15 protein-coding genes and 1 tRNA gene are annotated in these 19,873 nt (G+C 67.4%); 13 read left to right on the forward strand and 3 right to left on the reverse strand.

Going from position 1 to position 19,873, the window contains the following annotated elements; translation table 11 throughout:
• Positions 1 to 101: 101 nt before the first annotated feature.
• The 3 genes from AX730_RS13010 (at position 102) to AX730_RS13020 (ending at position 3,510) form a co-directional block, all read left to right on the forward strand.
• Entirely contained in the window at positions 102 to 1,499 is a 1,398-nt protein-coding gene (locus tag AX730_RS13010; RefSeq protein WP_198147192.1) for an OpgD/OpgG family glucan biosynthesis protein, read from the forward strand.
• A gap of 2 nt (positions 1,500 to 1,501) precedes the next feature.
• On the forward strand, positions 1,502 to 3,472 hold the full coding sequence (gene mdoH / locus AX730_RS13015) for a glucans biosynthesis glucosyltransferase MdoH (protein WP_083537901.1): 1,971 nt from the start codon (positions 1,502 to 1,504) through the stop codon (positions 3,470 to 3,472).
• A tRNA-Ile gene (locus AX730_RS13020) sits at positions 3,435 to 3,510 on the forward strand. The genes mdoH and AX730_RS13020 overlap by 38 nt, the downstream gene beginning before the upstream one ends.
• A 58-nt stretch (positions 3,511 to 3,568) precedes the next feature.
• Here AX730_RS13020 and AX730_RS13025 read toward each other — a convergent pair.
• Positions 3,569 to 4,288: a FadR/GntR family transcriptional regulator gene (locus AX730_RS13025; protein ID WP_062357202.1), complete on the reverse strand. Its 720-nt coding sequence runs from the start codon at positions 4,286 to 4,288 to the stop codon at positions 3,569 to 3,571.
• Positions 4,289 to 4,377: 89 nt separating this feature from the next.
• Between AX730_RS13025 and AX730_RS13030 the strand changes: the two genes are divergently transcribed.
• The 10 genes from AX730_RS13030 to AX730_RS13075 all read left to right on the forward strand — a co-directional run bounded on the left by AX730_RS13030 (position 4,378) and on the right by AX730_RS13075 (position 17,306).
• Positions 4,378 to 5,166 (forward strand): (Fe-S)-binding protein, encoded by a 789-nt coding sequence (locus AX730_RS13030; protein WP_062357204.1) that lies wholly within the window; start codon positions 4,378 to 4,380, stop codon positions 5,164 to 5,166.
• Positions 5,163 to 5,846, forward strand: coding sequence for a LutC/YkgG family protein (locus AX730_RS13035; protein WP_062357206.1), 684 nt, complete (start codon positions 5,163 to 5,165; stop codon positions 5,844 to 5,846). The genes AX730_RS13030 and AX730_RS13035 overlap by 4 nt, the downstream gene beginning before the upstream one ends.
• Positions 5,843 to 7,318 carry a LutB/LldF family L-lactate oxidation iron-sulfur protein gene (locus AX730_RS13040; RefSeq protein WP_062357208.1) on the forward strand — a complete coding sequence of 492 codons (1,476 nt, stop codon included), beginning with the start codon at positions 5,843 to 5,845 and terminating at the stop codon, positions 7,316 to 7,318. Before AX730_RS13035 ends, AX730_RS13040 begins: the two co-directional genes overlap by 4 nt.
• A 101-nt stretch (positions 7,319 to 7,419) precedes the next feature.
• Positions 7,420 to 9,408 (forward strand): sigma-54-dependent Fis family transcriptional regulator, encoded by a 1,989-nt coding sequence (locus tag AX730_RS13045; protein ID WP_062357210.1) that lies wholly within the window; start codon positions 7,420 to 7,422, stop codon positions 9,406 to 9,408.
• Between the two features lie 396 nt (positions 9,409 to 9,804).
• Positions 9,805 to 10,665, forward strand: coding sequence for a transporter (locus AX730_RS13050; RefSeq protein WP_062357212.1), 861 nt, complete (start codon positions 9,805 to 9,807; stop codon positions 10,663 to 10,665).
• 70 nt (positions 10,666 to 10,735) lie between these two features.
• Complete coding sequence (gene aldA, locus AX730_RS13055; protein ID WP_062357214.1) at positions 10,736 to 12,172, forward strand: aldehyde dehydrogenase; 1,437 nt, start codon at positions 10,736 to 10,738, stop codon at positions 12,170 to 12,172.
• Between the two features lie 92 nt (positions 12,173 to 12,264).
• On the forward strand, positions 12,265 to 12,822 hold the full coding sequence (locus AX730_RS13060) for a QcrA and Rieske domain-containing protein (protein WP_198147194.1): 558 nt from the start codon (positions 12,265 to 12,267) through the stop codon (positions 12,820 to 12,822).
• A 71-nt stretch (positions 12,823 to 12,893) separates the two neighbouring features.
• Complete coding sequence (locus AX730_RS13065; RefSeq protein WP_062357218.1) at positions 12,894 to 14,621, forward strand: PQQ-dependent dehydrogenase, methanol/ethanol family; 1,728 nt, start codon at positions 12,894 to 12,896, stop codon at positions 14,619 to 14,621.
• Positions 14,622 to 14,704: 83 nt separating this feature from the next.
• Positions 14,705 to 15,163 carry an azurin gene (azu, locus tag AX730_RS13070; protein ID WP_062357220.1) on the forward strand — a complete coding sequence of 153 codons (459 nt, stop codon included), beginning with the start codon at positions 14,705 to 14,707 and terminating at the stop codon, positions 15,161 to 15,163.
• A 7-nt stretch (positions 15,164 to 15,170) separates the two neighbouring features.
• Positions 15,171 to 17,306 (forward strand): TonB-dependent receptor family protein, encoded by a 2,136-nt coding sequence (locus AX730_RS13075; RefSeq protein ID WP_407071493.1) that lies wholly within the window; start codon positions 15,171 to 15,173, stop codon positions 17,304 to 17,306.
• Positions 17,307 to 17,318: 12 nt separating this feature from the next.
• Here the strand turns inward: AX730_RS13075 and AX730_RS13080 are convergent, their stop codons facing one another.
• Positions 17,319 to 18,137 carry a polysaccharide deacetylase family protein gene (locus AX730_RS13080; RefSeq protein ID WP_062357221.1) on the reverse strand — a complete coding sequence of 273 codons (819 nt, stop codon included), beginning with the start codon at positions 18,135 to 18,137 and terminating at the stop codon, positions 17,319 to 17,321.
• Between the two features lie 2 nt (positions 18,138 to 18,139).
• A complete protein-coding gene (locus tag AX730_RS13085; RefSeq protein ID WP_062357334.1) occupies positions 18,140 to 19,618 on the reverse strand; it encodes a glycoside hydrolase family 30 protein in 1,479 nt (492 codons plus the stop codon).
• Positions 19,619 to 19,873 lie beyond the last annotated feature (255 nt).

Below are 19,873 nucleotides of genomic sequence, written 5' to 3' on the forward strand. Positions count from 1 at the left end.
GCGGTATACCCCGCGCGATGGCACAGGCCTCGACGACAGCGGATAGCGCGAACGCGTCCACGCGGTTCACCTTGGAAACGGTTCCACGTCTCGCGCAAGCCATGGCGAGGCAGCCCTACCGTGCGCCGAATGAGCCGTTGCCTGCCGTGCTGGAGGCCACCGGGTACGACGCCTATCGCGATCTGCGCTTTGATCCGACGCAGGCGATCTGGCGCAAGGAGGGCCTGCCGTTCCAACTGCAGATGTTCCATCGCGGCTTCCTGTTCAAGCAGCGGGTCGAAATGTACGGCGTGGAGAACGGCCGCGCCACGCCGATCGCCTACACGCCGGAACTTTTTTCATTCCCGGCTGGCGCGAGGCCCGACCTCGGCAGCGACCTCGGCTTCGCTGGTTTCCGTGTGCACACGCCGCTCAACCAGCCGCAGGTCTACGACGAACTGATCGCCTTCCTGGGCGCGAGCTATTTCCGCGCGCTGGGCAAAGGGCACGCCTATGGATTGTCGGCACGCGGTCTGGCGCTGGGCAGCGGCGATGTCGGCGCCGAGGAGTTTCCGATCTTCCGCGCGTTCTGGATCGAGCGGCCTGCACCCGGTGCCGATCATCTGGTCGTGCACGCGCTGCTCGACAGCCCGAGCGTCGCCGGCGCGTTCCGGTTCGACATGAAGCCCGGCGCGGAAACGCTGATCGATGTGCAGTCCAGGTTGTACCCGCGGGTGGACCTGGCTCGCGCCGGTATCGCGCCATTGACCAGCATGTTCGAGTTCGACGCCGGCGACCGCGTCGGCACCGACGACTACCGGCCCGCGGTGCACGACTCGGATGGACTGGCGATCCTCAACGGCCACGGCGACCAGATATGGCGACCATTGAGCAATCCGCCGCGCGTACAAGTCAGTGCATTCGCTGATACACGGCCGCGTGGCTTCGGTTTGATGCAGCGGAAGCGCAGTTTTTCCGATTACGTCGATATCGAGGCGCGCTACCACCAGCGGCCAAGTTTGTGGATTGAGCCAAAGGGCGATTGGGGCAAGGGCGCGGTGACGCTCGTGGAGATACCCACCAGCGACGAGTACCACGACAACATCGTCGCGTTCTGGCGGCCGGAGCGGCCGCTGCGCGCTGGACGGGAACACCGCTTCGACTACCGCATGCATTGGTGCGACACGCATCGCTGGAAGGCTGATCTTGCGACCGTCACCGACACGCGCATTGGCGCGGCGCCGGATCCGGCCAAGCGCCTGGTGGTGATCGACCTGGATGGCGGGCGCCTCGCCTCGATGGGCAAGGACGCGACGCTCGCGCCGGATGTCTGGGCTACACGGGGCGACGTCACCGGTGCGGTGGTGTATCCGATCCCGGAGACGCAGGGGTGGCGCCTGAGCTTCGAGTTCCGACCACACGCAGACGGTGCGGATAGTCGTGATGTCGAGCTGCATGCGCGCGTGCTGGAGGGACACGTGCCGCTCTCCGAAACCTGGTTGTATCGTTGGAGCCTCTGACCATGAGCAAGGACCGTCCCACTTCCTCATCGCAGCCATCATGGTTGCCGCAGGAGTCTCCGCTGACCATGCCGGTGCAGAATCTGCGGACGGGCGATTTGTCGTCGCGACCGCTGCCTACCTCGCCGCCGAGGATTGGCCTGCGGCGCGCGCTGGTGATGGGCAACGCGATGCTGCTGACGTTGTTCGCCACCTACCAGATCTGGTGGGTGCTTCGCGGCGATGGCATCGATGTGCTGGAAGGAGTGCTGCTCGTGTTGTTCGTTGCACTGTTCGCGTGGGTCGCGCTGTCGTTCTCCAGCGCGCTTGCCGGCTTCGTGCAGATGCTGTCGACGCGGGTACAGGCGCTTGGCATCGACGAGCACGCGCCATTGCCATCGCTGACTGCGCGCACGGCCTTGCTGGTGCCGACCTACAACGAAGACCCGTGGCGCGTGCTTGCCGGCGTGCAGGCGATGCATGAATCGCTGGAAGCTACCGGACGGCGGGACCACTTCGACTTCTTCATTCTCAGCGACACCACGCGTAAAGATATTCACCAGGAAGAGGTCGCGGCCGTTCGCGAACTGCTGCGCCGCCTGGGTGACGACGCACGCGTGTTCTATCGCCGACGTGACAAGAATACCGAACGCAAGGCCGGCAATATCGCCGATTGGGTCCGGCGCTTTGGCGGCGCTTATCCGCACCTGCTGATCCTGGACGCCGATAGCCTGATGACCGGCGACACGCTGGTGAGGCTCGCGGCAGCGATGGAACGACAACCCACGATCGGGCTGATCCAGACGCTGCCGATGATCGTCAACGGCCGCACGTTCTTCGCGCGCATGCAGCAGTTCGCTGGCCGCGTCTACGGTCCGGTGGTTGCGCACGGCATTGCATGGTGGCATGGCGCCGAAGGCAACTACTGGGGACATAATGCCATCATCCGCACCGCGGCTTTCGCGCGGCATGCGGGGCTGCCCCATCTTGGCGGCGGCAAGCCATTCGAGGGTGCCGTGCTGAGTCATGACTTCGTCGAAGCCGCGCTGCTTCGTCGTGGCGGCTGGGCGGTGCACATGGCGCCCGGTCTCGTTGGCAGCTATGAAGAGGGCCCACCTTCGCTGACCGACATGCTGGTCCGGGACCGACGCTGGTGCCAGGGCAACCTGCAGCACGGCGCGGTGTTGCCAGCGCGCGGCCTCCACGTGCTAAGCCGACTGCACCTGCTGATCGGCATCGGGCACTATTTCACCGCACCGATGTGGGCAATGCTGATGCTGGCAGGTCTCGCGATTCCGCTGCAGCAGGCCGGTTTCAATGTGGGTCAGCTGCACATGGAGGGCTTTACGCCGACGCTGTACTGGCGGGGCGGAGATCCCGAGCGTTTCCTCTGGGTCTTCTATTTCACGATGACGGTATTGCTGGCGCCGAAGGTGATGGGCTGCATCGTCACGCTGCTTGATCCGTCGCTGCGCCGGCAATGCGGGGGTACGTTGCGCATCGCCGGCAGCGCCTTGCTGGAGACGGTGATGGCGGCGCTGATGGCGCCGGTCACCATGTACGTGCAGTCGCGTGGCGTGGCCGAGGTGCTGGCGGGGCGCGATTCGGGCTGGGAAACGCAGCGCCGCGACGATGGCAGCGTGCCGCTCTCCAGCCTGGTGCGGCGTTACGCAGGACTCACCATCTTCGGTGTATTCACGGGCGCGCTTGCCTATCTTGTTTCCCCGGCGCTCGCAGCATGGATGGCGCCGGTGGTATTGGGCATGGCGCTGTCCGTGCCCATCAATGTACTGACGGCATCGCCCATGGTCGGCCGATACCTGCGCACCAAGGGATGGCTGCGGACGCCAGAAGAAATCATGCCGCCTGAGGTCCTGTCGCGTGCGTTGGAGTTTCGTGCGACGTCACCCTGCACGTCATCCGTCCCCGTAGGCTCCGGTACAATTCCGGCGCTGGGGGCCTATAGCTCAATGGTTAGAGCAGAGGACTCATAATCCTTTGGTTCCAGGTTCGAGTCCTGGTGGGCCCACCAACGAATTTTCTCGTTTTTCCCTCCGTGCTCAGGTGACGGGGCATACGTCTCGAGGCGGTTACATCGCCGCCTTGGCCGCACGCGATACCCTCGGTAGCGCATTGAGCTGGACGGCGACGTAGTCCATGTGGCCGCCGGCGGCGAGGCGGGCGCGGTCGGGGTCGCGTTGCAGGATGGCGGCGAGCAGGGCGTCGTGCTGTCGGCGCAGCTGCTGCGAGACCGGCGACTGCGGCGACAGGCCGGCGAGGCTGACCTGCACGTGGTCGTGCAGCAGCGCCAGCAATGAGGCGATGAGATAGGAGAACACCGGGTTGTGCGTCGCATCGGCGATGGCGCGATGGAAGGCCACGTCGCTGCGGATCTGCGCCTGCCTATCGCTGCCGTTGTAGGCCGCATCGACGGCGGCGTGCGCCGACCGCAGCCGCTCGCGATCCCCGTCGTCGTGCCGCAGCGCCGCCAGTTCCGCGGTGCGGCCTTCCAGCATCGCGCGGAACTCCACCAGGTCCGCCTGCAGCATCGGATGGTTGCGCGCCATGTCCTGCCAGATTTCCGCCATCCGCCGCTCGGTCGCGGCGACGACATACGTGCCGTCGCCCTGCCGGCGCTCCAGCACCCCTCGCGCGACCAGCAGGCCGATCGCCTCGCGGGCCGTCGCGCGCGACACCTGCAACTGGTCGGCGAGGGTGCGTTCGGCAGGCAGCCGTCGGCCGGCGACGTAGCGTCCGTCGGCGATGGCCTGTTCGAGGTGGCGGGTGACCTGGGCGACCTGGGTGGACATGACGGCCTGCGCTCGGATTGGTCGGACCAATATACCGCCCGCCGGAGGCCGGCACATGCTCCGACCCGGACAAGACGGACCCGCCCGCCATGCGCTCGCCAGATCCTGCCGGCTCCTCCACCCTTCGGGACGTGTACGTGTTCGCCACCTGCGTGGTGGACCTGTTCATGCCCGACGCCGGCCTGGACGCGATCGCCGTGCTGGAACGGATCGGTTGCCGCGTGCACCTGCCCGAGGCGCAGACCTGCTGCGGACAGCCCGCCTACACCAGCGGCTTTCCGGAGGAGTCGCGCAAGGTCGCGCGTGCGCAGCTCGATCTGTTTCCGCAGCGCTGGCCGATCGTGGTGCCGTCGGGATCCTGCGCGGGGATGATGCGGCACCACTGGCCGCGGCTGTTCGCGGACGACCCCGTGCTGCTGGCGCGCGTGCGCGATATCGGCGCACGGGTGGTGGAGTTCTCCGACTTCCTGGCCGCGACCGACCTGCCGATGCCCGCAGCCGCCACCGCCGATCCGGTGTCCGTTTGCCTGCATACCTCGTGCAGTGCGCGCCGCGAAACCGGCGCATTGGCCAGCGGGCGCCGGTTGCTGGAGGCGCTGCCCGGTGTCGAGCTGAAGATCCAGGCCTACGAATCCGAATGCTGCGGCTTCGGCGGCACGTTCGCGGTCAAGCAGCCCGACATCTCCGCCGCGATGGCCGGCGACAAGGTGGATGCGCTGGCCGAAAGCGGTTGCGATGCCTTCGTCAGCGGCGACTGCGGCTGTCTGCTCAACCTCAACGGCTCGCTGGCGCGTCGCGAGGTGCCGCTGCAGGGCCGGCATATCGCCAGCTTCCTGCGCGAGCGCTGGGGCCTGCCCGCACCGGATGCCGGCGCATGAGCCTGCCCGCTGCGTCAGCCCGCGCGCGCTCCGCGATCCTGTCGCGGCTGCGCGCCGCCGCGCCGGTCGAACTGCCGGCGCCGGATGTCGCCGCGTACTACGCCGATGCCGGCATGCCGTCGTCGGCCGCGATGCGCGAGCGTTTCATCGCGCAGGCGCGCGGCTGGCGTGCCGAGGTGATCGAGACCGATGCCGCTTCGTGGCCAAGCGCGCTCGCCGCGGTGCTGGCGGACAAGGGCGTGCGCCGGCTGATGGCGGGCCGCAACACGGCGCTGGTCGACGGCCTGCACGCCGCCACGCAGGCGGTGACGCTGGACTGGTACGACGCGCCCATCGAAACGCTCAAGCCGGTGCTGTTCGACACCGTCGATGCCGGCATCACCACCACGCTGGGCGGCATCGCGGAAACCGGCAGCCTGATCCTGTGGCCGGACGTGCGCGAGCCGCGCACGCTGTCGCTGCTGCCGCCACTGCACATCGCGGTGCTGCGCGAAGACGACCTGCTGCCCACGCTGTACGCGGCCATGCGGCACCGTCAATGGGCGGCGGGCCTGCCCACCAATGCGCTGCTGGTCACCGGGCCGTCCAAGACCGCCGACATCCAGCGCCTGCTGGTGTACGGCGCGCACGGTCCGCGCGAACTCGTCATCCTGCTGCTGCGCGCGGAGGCCACGGCATGAGCGCGGTGCGGCCCGCCGCCGATCCGGTCGCGTTCAAGGACAACGCGCGCCTGGTGCTGGCCGATCCGGTGCTGCGGCGTGGTTTCCGCGGCGCGATGGACTACCTGGCCGACAAGCGTGCCGCGCAGTTCCCCGAGCACGACGCGTTCGAGCGCCTGCGCTCGCTGGGCGAACACCTGCGCAAGCGTGCGCTGTCGCGGCTGCCGGACCTGCTGGAACAGCTGGAGCAGGCGCTGCACGCACGCGGCGTGCAGGTGCACTGGGCGGAGGATGCGGCCGATGCGAACCGCATCTTCCAGGAGATCGCCGCACGCCACGACGCCACGATGATGGTGAAAGGAAAGTCGATGGTCAGCGAGGAGATCGAGCTGAACCACCGTATGCAGGAGCATGGCATCGCCTGTGTCGAGACCGACATGGGCGAGTACATCCTGCAGCTCGACAACGACCGGCCCAGCCACATCATCATGCCGGCGATCCACAAGACCAAGGAAGACGTGGCGAAGATCTTCGCCGAGCACATCCCCGGTGCGGGTTACACCGAGGACGTGGACGAACTGATCGCGATCGGCCGCGTGGCGCTGCGCGACAAGTTCCGACAGGCGAAGATCGGGGTATCCGGCGTCAACTTCATGGTGGCCGAGACCGGCTCGCTGGCACTGGTGGAGAACGAAGGCAACGGACGGCTGTCGACGACGGTGCCGGACGTGCACATCGCCATCACCGGCATCGAGAAGGTCATCGAGAAGCTCGAACACGTGCCGCCGCTGTTCACCCTGCTGACGCGCTCTGCCACCGGCCAGGCCGTGACCACCTACCTCAACGTCATCAGTGGTCCGCGCCGCGAGGGCGAGAAGGACGGGCCGCGCGAAGTGCACCTGGTGCTGCTGGACAACGGCCGCAGCCAGGCCTTCGCCGAGGAACGCTTCCGCGCGACACTGCAGTGCATCCGCTGCGGCGCGTGCATGAACCACTGTCCCGTCTATGCGCGCATCGGCGGCCTGTCGTACGGCACAACTTACCCGGGACCGATCGGCGCGATCATCTCGCCGCACCTGCTGGGGCTGGAGTCGACCCGCGATCTGCCGACCGCGTCCAGCCTGTGCGGTGCCTGCGGCGACGTCTGCCCGGTGGGCATTCCCATCCCCGAGCTGCTGATGCACCTGCGCGAAGCCGGACGGCACCATCGTCCCGCAGTGCAGCAGCGCGACGCATTGAAGGGGCAGGGAGCAGTGCGTAGCATCCCGGAGGTCATCGCCTGGAAGGCGTGGCGACTGCTGTATTCCAACGGGATGCGCTATCGCCTGTTCACCTGGATCGCCTCCCGGCTGCGCGGCCTCACGCCTGCGCACCAGGGCGGCTGGACCCGATCACGTACGCCGCTGACGCCCGCGCCGCGCTCGCTGCGCGAGCGATGGCGGACGTCGCGCACCCACAGCATCACCGATACGCACAGCACGCAGGAGAAGTAGGGAACACGCTGGAAACGACCGCGGACCGGGAGCATCCGCAGTCCATACACACGAACGGCACGCAAGCGGGAGCGTCTTGGGCCGGCCTTGGGAGGGGTGGCATGGCAACTGTCCAACAGCACGTCGAAACGGTGTTGCGGGTGATCCATTCGGGATCGCCCAGCATCGGAAGCAACGCCAATACCGATCTGATCCACCGCTCGTGGCGCCGCTGCGCCACCGAGCATGCCCTCGATCCGGCGATGCGCCCGGACGTGCGCATCGAAACCAATTCGCGCCTGCGCGAATGCCGGCAGCAGGTGGAAGAACACCTGCACGTCGCGCGCGCCGGCATGGAGCAGCTGTACAAGCACGTCTCCGACCTCGGTTATGTGCTGCTGCTGACCGATGCGGAAGGCGTCACGCTCGACTTCATCGGCAACGACACCTGGGATGCGCCGCTGCGCCGCGCCGGCCTGGCGCTGGGTGCCAACTGGAACGAGGTCCATGCCGGCACCAACGGCATCGGCACGTGCATCGCCGAGCAGTCGACGGTGATCTGCGACCGCGAGGACCACTTCTACATCGGCCATATCGGCCTCAGCTGCACCAGCACGCCGCTGTACGATCCCGATGGCGCCTTCATGGGCGCGCTGGACGTGTCCGCGCTGTCGTCGCCGGACCGGCGCGAGAGCCTGCACCTGGCGCGCCACCTGACCGTGCTGCACGCGCGGATGATCGAGGACGCCAACTTCATCCGCCAGTTCCGCGCGCACTGGATCCTGCGCCTCGGCACGGTCGGACCGCTGGTCGATGTCTGTGGCGAACTGATGCTGGCGGTGGACCGCGACGGCCGCATCGTCGGCGCCAACAGCGGTGCGCGCCAACAGCTGCGCCTGCTGGAATCGCTGCATACGCGCGACGCCGCGCGCGCACAACTGGTCGGCAACCACCTGACCGGCGTGTTCGGCACGCGCATCGACGACATCTGGCGTCTGACCAAGGGCACCTCGCACGATTCGCGCGGCGTGGTGACCACGTGGGACGGACAGGGCTACCACGCCTCGATGATCGCGCCGAAGACCGCGCCGCGCCTGCACGTGCCGGACGCCGGTGAAGCGCCGCGCAATCCCGTGCAGGACAGCGTGCTGTCGCGGCTGTCCGGTGGCGATCCGCGCATGGACCAGCTGCTGGAACGTGCGGCGCGCCTGGTCGACAAGCCGGTCAGCATCTTCCTGCAGGGCGAGACCGGCACCGGCAAGGAAGTGTTGGCTCGCGCGCTGCACGATGCGAGCCGCCGCGCGGAGCGTTCGTTCGTGGCGGTCAACTGCGCGGCCATCCCGGAGTCGCTGATCGAGAGCGAGCTGTTCGGCTACGCACCGGGTACGTTCACCGGTGCGCGCAGCAAGGGCATGAAGGGACTGATCCAGCGTTCCGACGGCGGCACGCTGTTCCTCGACGAAATCGGCGATATGCCGCTGCCGTTGCAGACGCGCCTGCTGCGCGTGCTGGCGGAACGAGAGGTGTTGCCGCTGGGTGCGGACGAACCGGTACGCGTGGATCTCAATGTGGTCGCCGCCTCGCACCGCGACCTGCGCCGGCAGATCGTCGCGGGCACGTTCCGCGAGGACCTGTACTACCGGCTGTGCGGCGCCACGCTGGCGTTGCCGGCGCTGCGCGAACGCGGCGACAAGGCGTTCCTGATCGAGCGCATCCTGGAGATGGAAGCGCAGGCGATGGGCGTGCGGGCCGAGATCGACCCGCGTGCCGTGGCGGTGCTGCTGCGCCACGAATGGCCCGGCAACATCCGCGAACTGCGCAATGCCCTGTGCTACGCGCTGTCGATCGCCGATGGCGCCACGGTCCGCGTCGACCACCTGCCCCAGGAGGTCTTCGAGGCCGACGGCGCCGCCGTGCCCGCGACGGCGACGGTCATCCCGTTCCCGCGCGAGCCTGCGGCCGGCACCGATGAACGCGGCGAGCTGCTGGAGGTGCTGCGCCGCAATCGCTGGAACATCAGCGAGGCCGCGCGCGATCTGGGCGCATGCCGCGCCACCGTCTACCGGCGGATGAAGCGGCTGGACATCGTGTCGCCGACGCAGACCGACTAGCACCGTTCTCCTGCAGTGCGCATGGCGTGACCATGCGACCCGACGGCCCGTCCTTGCGACGGGCCGTCTTCGTTTGCATCGCCATCGCATCGCCGCGCGCCAGTGGGTGCGACACCTGTCGCAGGCGACTGCGACAGCTGGTCGCATGCAGGTGTCGCATGTTCATTGCACTGCCGCATGGATTCGACGGCATGCGCCAATGCCATCGGCATCAAGTCATTGATTCCACACGCATGCACGCGCATGGCTCCGTTGCACTGCAACGTGGCACGCGGCTTGCGCTATCTCCTGCGTGGACCTGATGCGCCTGCGCACCGGTGTCCCGGAACCACCATCGCCGCGCGGACAACGATCCGCTGACCGGCCGGTCCATTCACTCGGGAGGGAAGCACCACCATGAAGAGAGAGACGATGCCGTCGCTGCCGCGCCTGTTGCCGCTGGCCCTGTTGCCGCTGCTGGCGATCGCGGGCACGGCCAGCGCGCAGACCACGTTCGACGTGATCGGTCCGCGCGAGTACGAGCTGCCGGTCGGCTTCGAGCCGTTCAACGTGTTCGTGCAGTACGCCACGTACCAGGACAACGGGCGCATCTTCAATGCCGATGGCGACCGCGTCGACGGCTCGGGCAGCAAGGCGCTGACCGGCCTGTCCAAGTACGTGCGCTTCTGGACACCGGAATCGAACAAGAAGATCGGCGTGGCCTGGGAAGTGATCGTGCCCGAAGTCTCCATCCGCAACACGTCCGCCGCGCCGGGCGACCGCTACATCAGCGGCATCGGCGACCCGATGACCGGCTTCGCCATCTGGTACAAGCCCAGCGAGAAGGCCACGCTCGGCTTCCAGTCGTTCGTGCAGGTGCCGGTGGGCACCGAGCGTGTCAGCGACACCAACTGGAAGAACCTGTCCAGCTTCTTCTGGGACTGGCGCATGGGCGACAAGTTCGGCTGGACGGGCGATGCCGGCTTCGTCTGGCAGAGCCACCGCGACAACGGCATCCAGCCCGGCGTGACGCTGCACACCAACAACCGTTTCGCCTACCGCGCGTCGCAACGGTTGGAACCGTTCCTGGCGCTCGACGCCGAGCGCACGGATTCGAACGATGGCCTGCCGACCGGCTGGGCGATCGATGGCGGCGCCGGCCTGATGGTGCACACGTTCGACAACCAGTCGATCACGGTGCGCTATTCGACTTCGCTCGATGGCAAGAACCACAGCGTCAACGACAGCTTCAACCTGAAATACGCCTACGTGTGGTGATCGCCGCCGGTGGCGCGCCGCTCCCCGTGGACGACGCGCCTGCAAGGACAACACAAGCAAAGGAAACCCCATGACACAGACTTACCAGAACTACATCGATGGCGCGTTCGTCGCCGGCGGCAGTGCGACCATCGACGTGACCAACCCCGCCGACGGTGCATTGCTCGCGTGCATCCCCGACAGCGACGCCGCGACGGTCGACGCCGCCGTGTCCGCCGCGCGGCGTGCGCAGCCGGCGTGGGAGAAGCTCGCGCCGATCGAACGCGCCGGCTGCCTGCGCAAGATCTCCGCCAAGCTGCGCGAACATCGCAAGGACCTTGCCGGCGTGATCGTGCGCGAGCAGGGCAAGATCCAGCAGCTGGCGCAGGTCGAAGTCGACTTCACCGCCGACTACATCGACTACATGGCCGAGTGGGCGCGCCGGCTGGAAGGCGAGATCCTCACCAGCGACCGCGCCAACGAGAACATCTTCCTGTTCCGCAAGCCGATCGGCGTGGTCGCCGGTATCCTGCCGTGGAACTTCCCGTTCTTCCTGATCGCCCGCAAGCTGGCGCCCGCGCTGATCACCGGCAACACCATCGTGATCAAGCCGAGCGAAGAGACGCCGATCAACGCCTACGAGTTCGCGAAACTCGTCGCCGAGACCGACCTGCCGAAGGGCGTGTTCAACCTCGTTGGCGGCCTCGGGCGCAGCACCGGCCAGGCGCTGGTCGAGCATCCTCAGGTCGACCTGATCACCTTCACCGGCAGCGTCGCCACCGGCAGTCGCATCATGCAGACGGCCGGTCGCAATCTGACCCGGGTGAACCTGGAACTCGGCGGCAAGGCACCGGCGATCGTGCTGGCCGATGCCGACCTCGACCTGGCGGCGGAGGCGATCTACGACTCGCGCGTCATCAACACGGGGCAGGTCTGCAACTGCGCCGAGCGCGTCTATGTCGAACGCGGTGCGCATGAAGCGCTGGTCGAGCGGCTGGTGAAGCTGTTCCGCGACACGAAGTACGGCGATCCATCCGAGCGCGACGACCTGCAGATGGGGCCGCTGGTGAACCAGGCCGGCCTGGACAAGGTGTCGGCGGCGGTGGAGCAGGCCAAGCGCGACGGCGCCACCATCGTCACCGGCGGCAAGCCGGCCGACCTGGGCAAGGGCTTCCACTACGAGCCGACGCTGATCGTCGATGCGCGCGCCGACATGGCGATCATGCGCGAGGAGACGTTCGGCCCGGTGCTGCCGATCCAGGTGGTCGACAGCCTGGACGAGGCCATCGCGCTGGCCAACGACTCCGAGTACGGACTGACGTCGTCGATCTTCACCCGCGACATCAACGCGGCGATGAAGGCCGCGCGCGAGCTGCGCTTCGGCGAGACCTACATCAACCGTGAGCATTTCGAAGCCATGCAGGGCTTCCATGCGGGCCGGCGCAAGTCCGGCATCGGCGGCGCCGACGGCAAGCACGGCCTGCTCGAATTCACCGAGACCCACGTGGTCTACCTGCAGACGCCCTGAAGAAGAGAACAGCCACGATGAGCGAAGCGAAAGAACAGGGCGGTTGCGCGTGCGCGTGCGCCGGACATCCCGACGACAGCGGACGACGTAGCATGCTGACAGGCGCACTCGCGCTGGCGGCATTGGCGCCGTTGGCCGCCGTCAGCGGTGGTGCGCAGGCGCAGGCATCCGCCCCGGCTGCCACGCGCAGCCCGAAGCCGGAGCCGGGCGACAAGCTGGCTTTCATGATCGGGCCGAAGGCAGGCAAGGAAGTGAAGCCCGCCGACATCGAAGTCGGCAAGCCGCCGGTGCTCGCGTATCCGATGGATCCGGCGACCGGCAAGGTGCTGATCTCGAAAGCCAACCTGCTGACCGTGGTGCGGCTGAAGCCGGCCGACCTGAAACCGACCAGCGCCCGCAACGCCGCCGACGGCATCGTCGCGTTCTCGTCGCTGTGCACGCACTACGGCTGTCCCATCACCACGCTGCATCCGAGCCAGACGCAGATCGTCTGCAACTGCCATGGCTCGGTGTTCGACGCGGCCAACCGCGGCGCCGTCACCACGGGACCGGCCACGCGCCGGCTCGCGATGCTGCCGGTGACGATCAAGGACGGCGCGCTGGTGGTCAGCGGCAAGTTCGACGGACCGCTCGGCCCGCCGACCACCTGACCTGCGTGCCGTTCCACGTCCACGTTCCCTTTTGCACCACACACACCAACGCTTCACCCGGGAGGAGACCCATGCACCTGAAACTGATCACGGCCGCGCTCGTCGCGTCCCTCGCTTCGGCCCCGCTCGCCGCGGCCGATTATCAACCCGTCACCGATGCGCGCCTGGCCAAGCAGGAGCCCGCGAACTGGCTGCTGACCAAGGGCAACTACGCCGGCTGGAGCTACAGCGAACTGGACCAGGTCACCACCGCCAACGTCGCCAAGCTGCGGCCGGTGTGGTCTGCGGCCACCGGCGTGAACTCGGGCCATGAAGCGCCCGCGATCGTCAACGGCGACTACATGTTCGTGGCCACGCCGCATAACCAGGTGATCGCCTACGACACGCGCACCGGCAAGGTCCGCTGGAAGTTCGTGCGCGAGGTGCCGGAAGGCCTGGGCGCGCTCCATCGCACCAACCGCGGTGTGTCGCTGTACGGCGACAAGGTGTACGTGGGCAGCATCGACTGCATGCTCAGCGCGCTGGACGCCAAGACCGGCACGCTGGTGTGGGAAGCGCAGGTCTGCGACTGGGAACAGGACAGCGCCTACATCACGTCCGCGCCGCTGGTGGTCAAGGGCAAGGTGCTGATCGGCCCGTCCGGTGGCGAGTTCGGCGTGCGCGGCTTCCTCAAGGCGTTCGATGCCGAAACCGGCAAGCTCGCGTGGACGCGCTACAGCGTGCCGGCGCCGGGCGAGAAAGGCTTCGAGACGTGGCCGCAGGACGGCGAGTGGAAGGACGCGTGGAAGAACGGTGGCGGCACCATGTGGATGCCGGGCAACTACGACGCCACCAACAACGTCATCTACTGGGGCGTCGGCAACGGCGCGCCGTGGCTGGGCGACCAGCGCCCGGGCGACAACCTCTATCTGGCCTCGGTGCTTGCGCTGGATCCGGAGAGCGGCGACATCGTCAGCCACTTCCAGTACCACTGGAACGATTCGTGGGACTGGGCGGGCATGAACGCACCGACGCTGGTCGAGTTCAACCGCAATGGCAAGAAGGTATCGGGCCTGATCAGCGCGCAGCGCAACGGCCGCCTGTACTGGCTGGACCGCGACGACAAGGGCCAGATCACCTACAACAAGTCCGAGCCGTACGTGCACAACACGGTGTTCACCAGCATCGATCCGAAGACCGGCCGCCCGACCTACAACGAAGAAGCGAAGCCGGCGACCGGCAAGACGCGTACCTACTGCCCCAGCCTGTGGGGTGGCAAGGACTGGCCGTACGAGGCGTACAACCCGAAGACGGGCATGCTGTACATCCCGTACAACGACAACCATTGCCTCACGCTGACCGGCATGATCCAGCCGCGCATCCCGGGCCAGTGGTCGGCGGGCGTGGACATCAACCGCCTCGACCTGTCGGTGAAGAAGGGCTTCGACCACATCGGTGGTATCCAGGCGTGGAGCGTGGATGGCGGCAAGGAAGTGTGGCGCGAGAAGTATCCGCACTCGTGGAACTGGGGCTCGATCATGACCACGGCCGGCGGCGTGCTGTTCGCCGGTGGCACCAACGACCGCATGTTCCGTGCGTATGACGCCAAGACGGGCAAGCTGTTGTGGGAGTTCCCCACGCCGTCCGGCATCATCGCGCCGCCCAGCACCTTCACCGTCGATGGCAAGCAGTACATCGCCGTGGTGTCCGGCTGGGGCGTGGACGCGCAATGGATCCAGGGCAAGATGCACGGCCTGGCGGGATGGGAGAAGGCGGTGCCTGAAGGCGGCTCGGTGTGGGTGTTCGCACTCGGCGACTGATCCACGTCTTCGCTCTCTCTGCCTGCGCGGCCCCGGTGACGGGGCAGCGCAGCGCAGTCACCACGATTCACAGGAACTCCCCCATGCCATCGAAATCCGTACTTTCCTCTCTCGTCGTGGCCGTGCTTGCGTTGCTTCCTTTGCACGCGGCGGCCAAGACCTGCAACGTCGCCATCGGCAGCAACGATGCGATGCAGTTCGACACGCAGGAGATCCGCATCGCCGCCGACTGCACGCAGGTGAAACTGACGCTGCGGCATACTGGCGCCCTTCCCGCCGAGGTGATGGGCCACAACTGGGTGTTGACGACCACGGCAAACCTGGAGGCGCTCGCGACGGCCGCCGGAAAACTTCCCGCCAGCAGCGATCACGTGCCCAAGGGCGACGCACGCGTGCTGGCGGCCAGCAAGGTGGTGGGCGGTGGACAGTCGACCACCTTCACCTTCTCCTCGTCGGTGCTACGCAAGGGTGGCGACTACACGTTCTTCTGCTCGGTGCCGGGCCATTGGATGATGATGAAAGGCAAGTTGGTGTTCGGATGATCCAGGCATGCGCATGAGATCGCGCGTGTCGCCGCTGCTGGGCGCCGTGCTGTTGGCGCCGGGCGCGATCGCCGCGCCTGCGGGCGAGCCGGCGGCGCCGATGGAAACGCTGGACCGCGTGGTCGTGACTGCGACGCGGCTGGAGACGGTGACCGCCTTCGACGCACCGGCATCGACCAGCGTGGTCGCGCTCGGCGATGGTGGTGCGCGTCCTCAGGCGGCGTTGTCGGAAGTCCTTGACGGGATTCCCGGCCTGCTGGCGCGCGAGCGGCAGAACCTCGCGCAGGACACGCAGCTGTCGATCCGCGGCTTCGGTGCGCGTTCGACGTTCGGCGTGCGCGGCCTGCGGCTGTACGCCGACGGCGTGCCGGCGACGATGCCGGACGGGCAGGGGCAGGTCTCGCACGTCACCATGCTCGCGGCGGATCGCGTCGAAGTGCTGCGCGGTCCGTTCTCGGCGCTGCACGGCAACTCGTCCGGCGGCGTGATCCAGGTCTGGAGCGACATCCCCGACGAGGGGCACGAAGCGCGCGTGCAGGCCAGCGTGGCCAGCCACGACAGCACCGTCATCGGCGCACGCCTGCGCGGTGCGGGCGAGGTACTGGGCTACAGCGTGGCGGCGTCCGTGCTGGATACGCAGGGCTATCGTGACCACAGTGCGGCGCGGCGCGAGTCGCTGAACGCCAAGCTGCGTTTCCGTCCCGGTGCCGGCACGCTGGATCTGTTGCTCAATCATTTCAATGCGCCCGATGCGAAGGATCCGCTGGGTCTGACGCGCATGCAGGCGTGGACGGATCCGAGCCAGGCATCGCCGGTCGCGACCCAGTACGACACGCGCAAGTCGGTCCGCCAGGACCAGCTGGGTGTTGTCTACGAATGGCCCTTCGCGGAAGGCCATCGCCTGCGCGCGATGGCCTATGGCGGACGACGCGAAGTGGAGCAGTACCTGGCGCTGCCGATCGCGGCACAGGCGAACCGGCTGAACTCCGGTGGCGTGATTGATCTGGACAACGACTACGGCGGCGCCGACCTGCGCTGGTCGTGGGCCGGCGATCTCGCCGGGCGGCCGTTCGAGCTGAGTGCAGGCGCCAATGCGGATCGCCAGCGCCAGCATCGCCGCGGCTACGAGAACTTCGTCGGCACGACCCTGGGGGTGCGCGGCGCGCTGCGCCGCGACGAGCGCAACCAGGTGTGGAACGTGGACCAGTATGCGCAGGCGTGGTGGCGTGTCGCGCCGCGCTGGTCGCTGCTGATGGGCGCGCGGCACAGCCGGGTCGGTTTCCGCTCGGACGACGACTACATCGCGACCGGCAATCCCGACGACAGCGGTCGCGTGGTCTACGAGCGCACGACGCCGGTGGCCGGCGTCGTGCTCACGCCGGCGGACGCGTGGCGTGTGTATGCGTCGGTCGGACGCGGCTTCGAAACGCCGACCTTCAACGAGGTCGGCTACCGCGCGGACGGTGGCGCCGGACTGGCGTTCGACCTGCGACCGGCGACCACGCGCAATGCCGAGCTGGGCATGAAGTGGCGCGGTGAGCACGGCGCGCGCGTCGAAGCCGCGCTGTTCCGCGCCGATACCGACGACGAACTGGCGGTCGCGCGCAATGTCGGCGGCCGCAGCAGCTTCCGCAATGTCGGCGCCGCCCGCCGGCAGGGTGTGGAGATGCAGGCGGACCTGCCGTTGTCGGAAGCCTGGCAACTTCAAGCCGCCTATACCTGGCTGGATGCGACCTTCCGCGACAGCTTCCCGATCTGTACGGCGAGCGGTTGCACCTCGCCCGTCGTGCAGGTGGCGGCTGGCACGCGCATTCCCGGCGTCGCACGGCAGCAGGCGTCGTTGCGGCTACGCTGGCAGGGCAAACAGTGGAATGCTGCGGCGCAGCTGCTGGGCGTCGGCGATGTCACGGTGAACGACACCGGCAGCGAACGCGCACCTGGCTACGGCCTGCTCAACCTCGAAGTGGTGCGCGACTGGTCGGCGGGCAGCGGGCGCCTGCAGGGCTTCGCGCGCATCGACAACGCGCTGGACCGCTTCCACATCGGCTCCGTCATCGTCAACGAAGGCAACGGGCGCTTCTACGAGCCCGGCGCGGACCGCACGTTCACCGTCGGCCTGCGCTGGCTGTGGGCGGACGGCTGAAGCGCACGTGCCTCAGGGTGGCGCCGCGCCTTTTGCAGGGCGTTGCGAGGCGACGTACTGCATGATGTCGATGAAGGGCGCCACCCAGTAGACATCCGGGTGCGCGGCGAGATGGCGCAGCAGCTGTTCGTGCGCCTCGTTGGACACCGCCAGGTGGTCGCCGCCGATGCCGTGGAAGGTGAAGCTGACCATCGTGCCGCGGCGAGCGGCCTCTTCCACGCGCGCGATCAGCTGCTCGCCGGTGACGTCCACCGGCACGTCGACCGGTACCGCCGCGGGATCGAGCGTCGCCATGTCGTCGATCACGCCGCCCTGGCCGAGTTTGATGGCGACGAACTCCGAGGCGATGGCATCGATGTAGTTGCCGTCACGCGCCTGGGTATCGCCGCAGGGCACCGTCATCGTCCGCTCACGCCTGCCATCGATCGCCGTCAGCATGACGTTCGCCAGCAGCACCTGGTCGCGCAACTGCGCCACGGTCGTGGTGTCCAGATCGCGATGCGCAGGAACCCACTGCCTGTCGGGGAGCGATGAAGAACAGGCATGGAACAGGGTGTGGTTGCCGAGTTCATGGCCGTTGCGCGCCGCCGCCGCCCATTCCCGTTGGCGCGTGCGCAGGGTGTCCGAGGCCAGCGTCAGGTAGAAGCTGCCCTTCAGGCCGTGGCGGTCGAGCGCGGGAATCGCGTTGTCGAGTTGCGACGGCGCCGCATCGTCATAGGCGAGGCTGACGGCGGCCTTCCTGCCACCGGGCCATGGAAACGGCTCGGCAGCCTGCGTCGTCCCGGCGACGGTCGCCAGGACCAGCAGCGCGAACCGCCGTGCGCCGCGCATGCCTACTGCACCAGCGTCTGGATGGCGCGTGCCGGGATCGTCACCACCGCCGAGGCCTGGCCGACATAGAAGTTGTAGGCGATCTCCTTGTCGGTGGGATTCATCACCACGGTCGCCAGGCGACCGTCGGGGTTGACGAAGGACGTGGCCAACAACGTGCTGCGGCTGGTGGCGGTGCTGACGCGACGCGCTTCCGGACGGATGAACTTCGAGAAGTGCCCGATGTAGTAGTAGCTCGGCGTGTAGATCAGCTCGCCCGTGCGCGTATCGGCGTGCAGCGGTGCGAAGCAGAAGTTGCCGACGTGGTTGGGGCCCCCCGTCTGGTCGAGCAGCATGTTCCAGTCGGTCCAGCCCACGGCACCGTTGTTGAAGTCGTTGATCATCGAGGTGCCGTAGCGCTCGGCATTCGGCCAGTGCTGGTAGCGCGTCGGGTCGAACTTCTCCACCGCCGCCTCGGTCAGCAGCACCGGCTTGTCGGGAAAGGCTTCTGTCACTGCGGCGACGTTGCGGAACATGGGGTCGAAGCCGGCCCACGTCTCGTACCAGTGGAAGCCCAGGCCCCACGCGTACTTCGCCGCTTCCGGATCGCCCAGGATCACCTGTGCGCGGTACAGCATCATGTCGCGGTTGTGGTCCCACACGATGATCTTCTTGTCGGCATAGCCGGCCGCGTGCATGGTCGGGCCGAGGTGCAGCTTGAGGAAGTCGCGCTCCTCTTCGGCCGTGTACAGCATCGACTCCCAGGTCTGCGTGGCCATGGGCTCGTTCTGCACGGTGATGCCCCAGATCGGGATGCCTTCCTTCTCGTAGGCCTGGATGAACTTCACGTAGTAGTTCGCCCACGCATCGCGGTACTCGGGCAGCAGCGCGCCGCCCTTCAGCATGTGCTTGTTCGTCTTCATGAAGGCCGGCGCGCTCCACGGGCTGGCGTACAGCGGCAATGCGCCGCCCGCTGCCGCGATGGCCTGCTTGATCATCGGGATGCGCGCGGTGCGGTCGTGCTCGATGGAGAAGGTGGCGAGATCCTTGTCGCCCTCCTCAATGTAGGTGTAGCTGGCGGAGCTGAAGTCGGAGCTGTGGATGGTGGTGCGCGCGATCGAATAGCCGATGCCGTCCTGCTTGTCGTAGTAGGCGCGCATGAACTCGGCGCGCCTCTCGGGCGACAGCGTGGCGTAGACCTCGGCGGTGGAGTCGGTGATCGCACCGCCGATGCCGAGCAGGGCCTGGAACTTCTTCGACGGATCGACGAAGACGGAGTTTTCCACTTCGATCAGCGTGTGTCCGGGCTGCAACGTGGCCGTGCCCGCCTGACTGAGCCGTTGGTTCGAACCTTGCGCGGTCGTATAGATCGTGACGGTCGTCGCGGCGTGCATGGCGTCCCTTGTTTCGGCAGCGTCGGCGCCGGAGAGTCCGGCAGCCATGGTTACCCCGAGCGCGGCGGCGGACAGGAATCGGATGGAGTGCATCGGAATACCTCGCAGGAAGGAAGGGCAATCCCATGTCATGGCAGCGGCATCGGATGCGCGGTAGTTGACAGCGCTGTCATACCGTTGCTACATCTTGCTGTCAACCGTATGCGCGCCGGGCGTCGCGATGGAGGGATCAAGGGCGGTGTCCGTCGCACGCGCGGGGCAGGAACGTGCTGCCATGCAACAACCGTTTGCGCGTGTCCGTGGTCAGCAGGCCGGCATGCATCGCATCCCGCCGTGATCGAGGGGCGCGGTGCGCGGTATCCA

This window comes from Pseudoxanthomonas mexicana, assembly GCF_001556105.1.
Lineage (GTDB): Bacteria > Pseudomonadota > Gammaproteobacteria > Xanthomonadales > Xanthomonadaceae > Pseudoxanthomonas_A > Pseudoxanthomonas_A mexicana_A.

What these genes read in the sequence shown, in the direction of transcription:
- AX730_RS13010 (WP_198147192.1), top strand. Translation starts at nt 102, where the DNA reads ATGGCGAGGCAGCCCTACCGTGCGCCGAATGAGCCGTTGCCTGCCGTG.
- mdoH (WP_083537901.1), top strand. Translation starts at nt 1,502, where the DNA reads ATGAGCAAGGACCGTCCCACTTCCTCATCGCAGCCATCATGGTTGCCG.
- AX730_RS13025 (WP_062357202.1), bottom strand. Translation starts at nt 4,288, where the DNA reads ATGTCCACCCAGGTCGCCCAGGTCACCCGCCACCTCGAACAGGCCATC.
- AX730_RS13030 (WP_062357204.1), top strand. Translation starts at nt 4,378, where the DNA reads ATGCGCTCGCCAGATCCTGCCGGCTCCTCCACCCTTCGGGACGTGTAC.
- AX730_RS13035 (WP_062357206.1), top strand. Translation starts at nt 5,163, where the DNA reads ATGAGCCTGCCCGCTGCGTCAGCCCGCGCGCGCTCCGCGATCCTGTCG.
- AX730_RS13040 (WP_062357208.1), top strand. Translation starts at nt 5,843, where the DNA reads ATGAGCGCGGTGCGGCCCGCCGCCGATCCGGTCGCGTTCAAGGACAAC.
- AX730_RS13045 (WP_062357210.1), top strand. Translation starts at nt 7,420, where the DNA reads ATGGCAACTGTCCAACAGCACGTCGAAACGGTGTTGCGGGTGATCCAT.
- AX730_RS13050 (WP_062357212.1), top strand. Translation starts at nt 9,805, where the DNA reads ATGAAGAGAGAGACGATGCCGTCGCTGCCGCGCCTGTTGCCGCTGGCC.
- aldA (WP_062357214.1), top strand. Translation starts at nt 10,736, where the DNA reads ATGACACAGACTTACCAGAACTACATCGATGGCGCGTTCGTCGCCGGC.
- AX730_RS13060 (WP_198147194.1), top strand. Translation starts at nt 12,265, where the DNA reads ATGCTGACAGGCGCACTCGCGCTGGCGGCATTGGCGCCGTTGGCCGCC.
- AX730_RS13065 (WP_062357218.1), top strand. Translation starts at nt 12,894, where the DNA reads ATGCACCTGAAACTGATCACGGCCGCGCTCGTCGCGTCCCTCGCTTCG.
- azu (WP_062357220.1), top strand. Translation starts at nt 14,705, where the DNA reads ATGCCATCGAAATCCGTACTTTCCTCTCTCGTCGTGGCCGTGCTTGCG.
- AX730_RS13075 (WP_407071493.1), top strand. Translation starts at nt 15,171, where the DNA reads ATGCGCATGAGATCGCGCGTGTCGCCGCTGCTGGGCGCCGTGCTGTTG.
- AX730_RS13080 (WP_062357221.1), bottom strand. Translation starts at nt 18,137, where the DNA reads ATGCGCGGCGCACGGCGGTTCGCGCTGCTGGTCCTGGCGACCGTCGCC.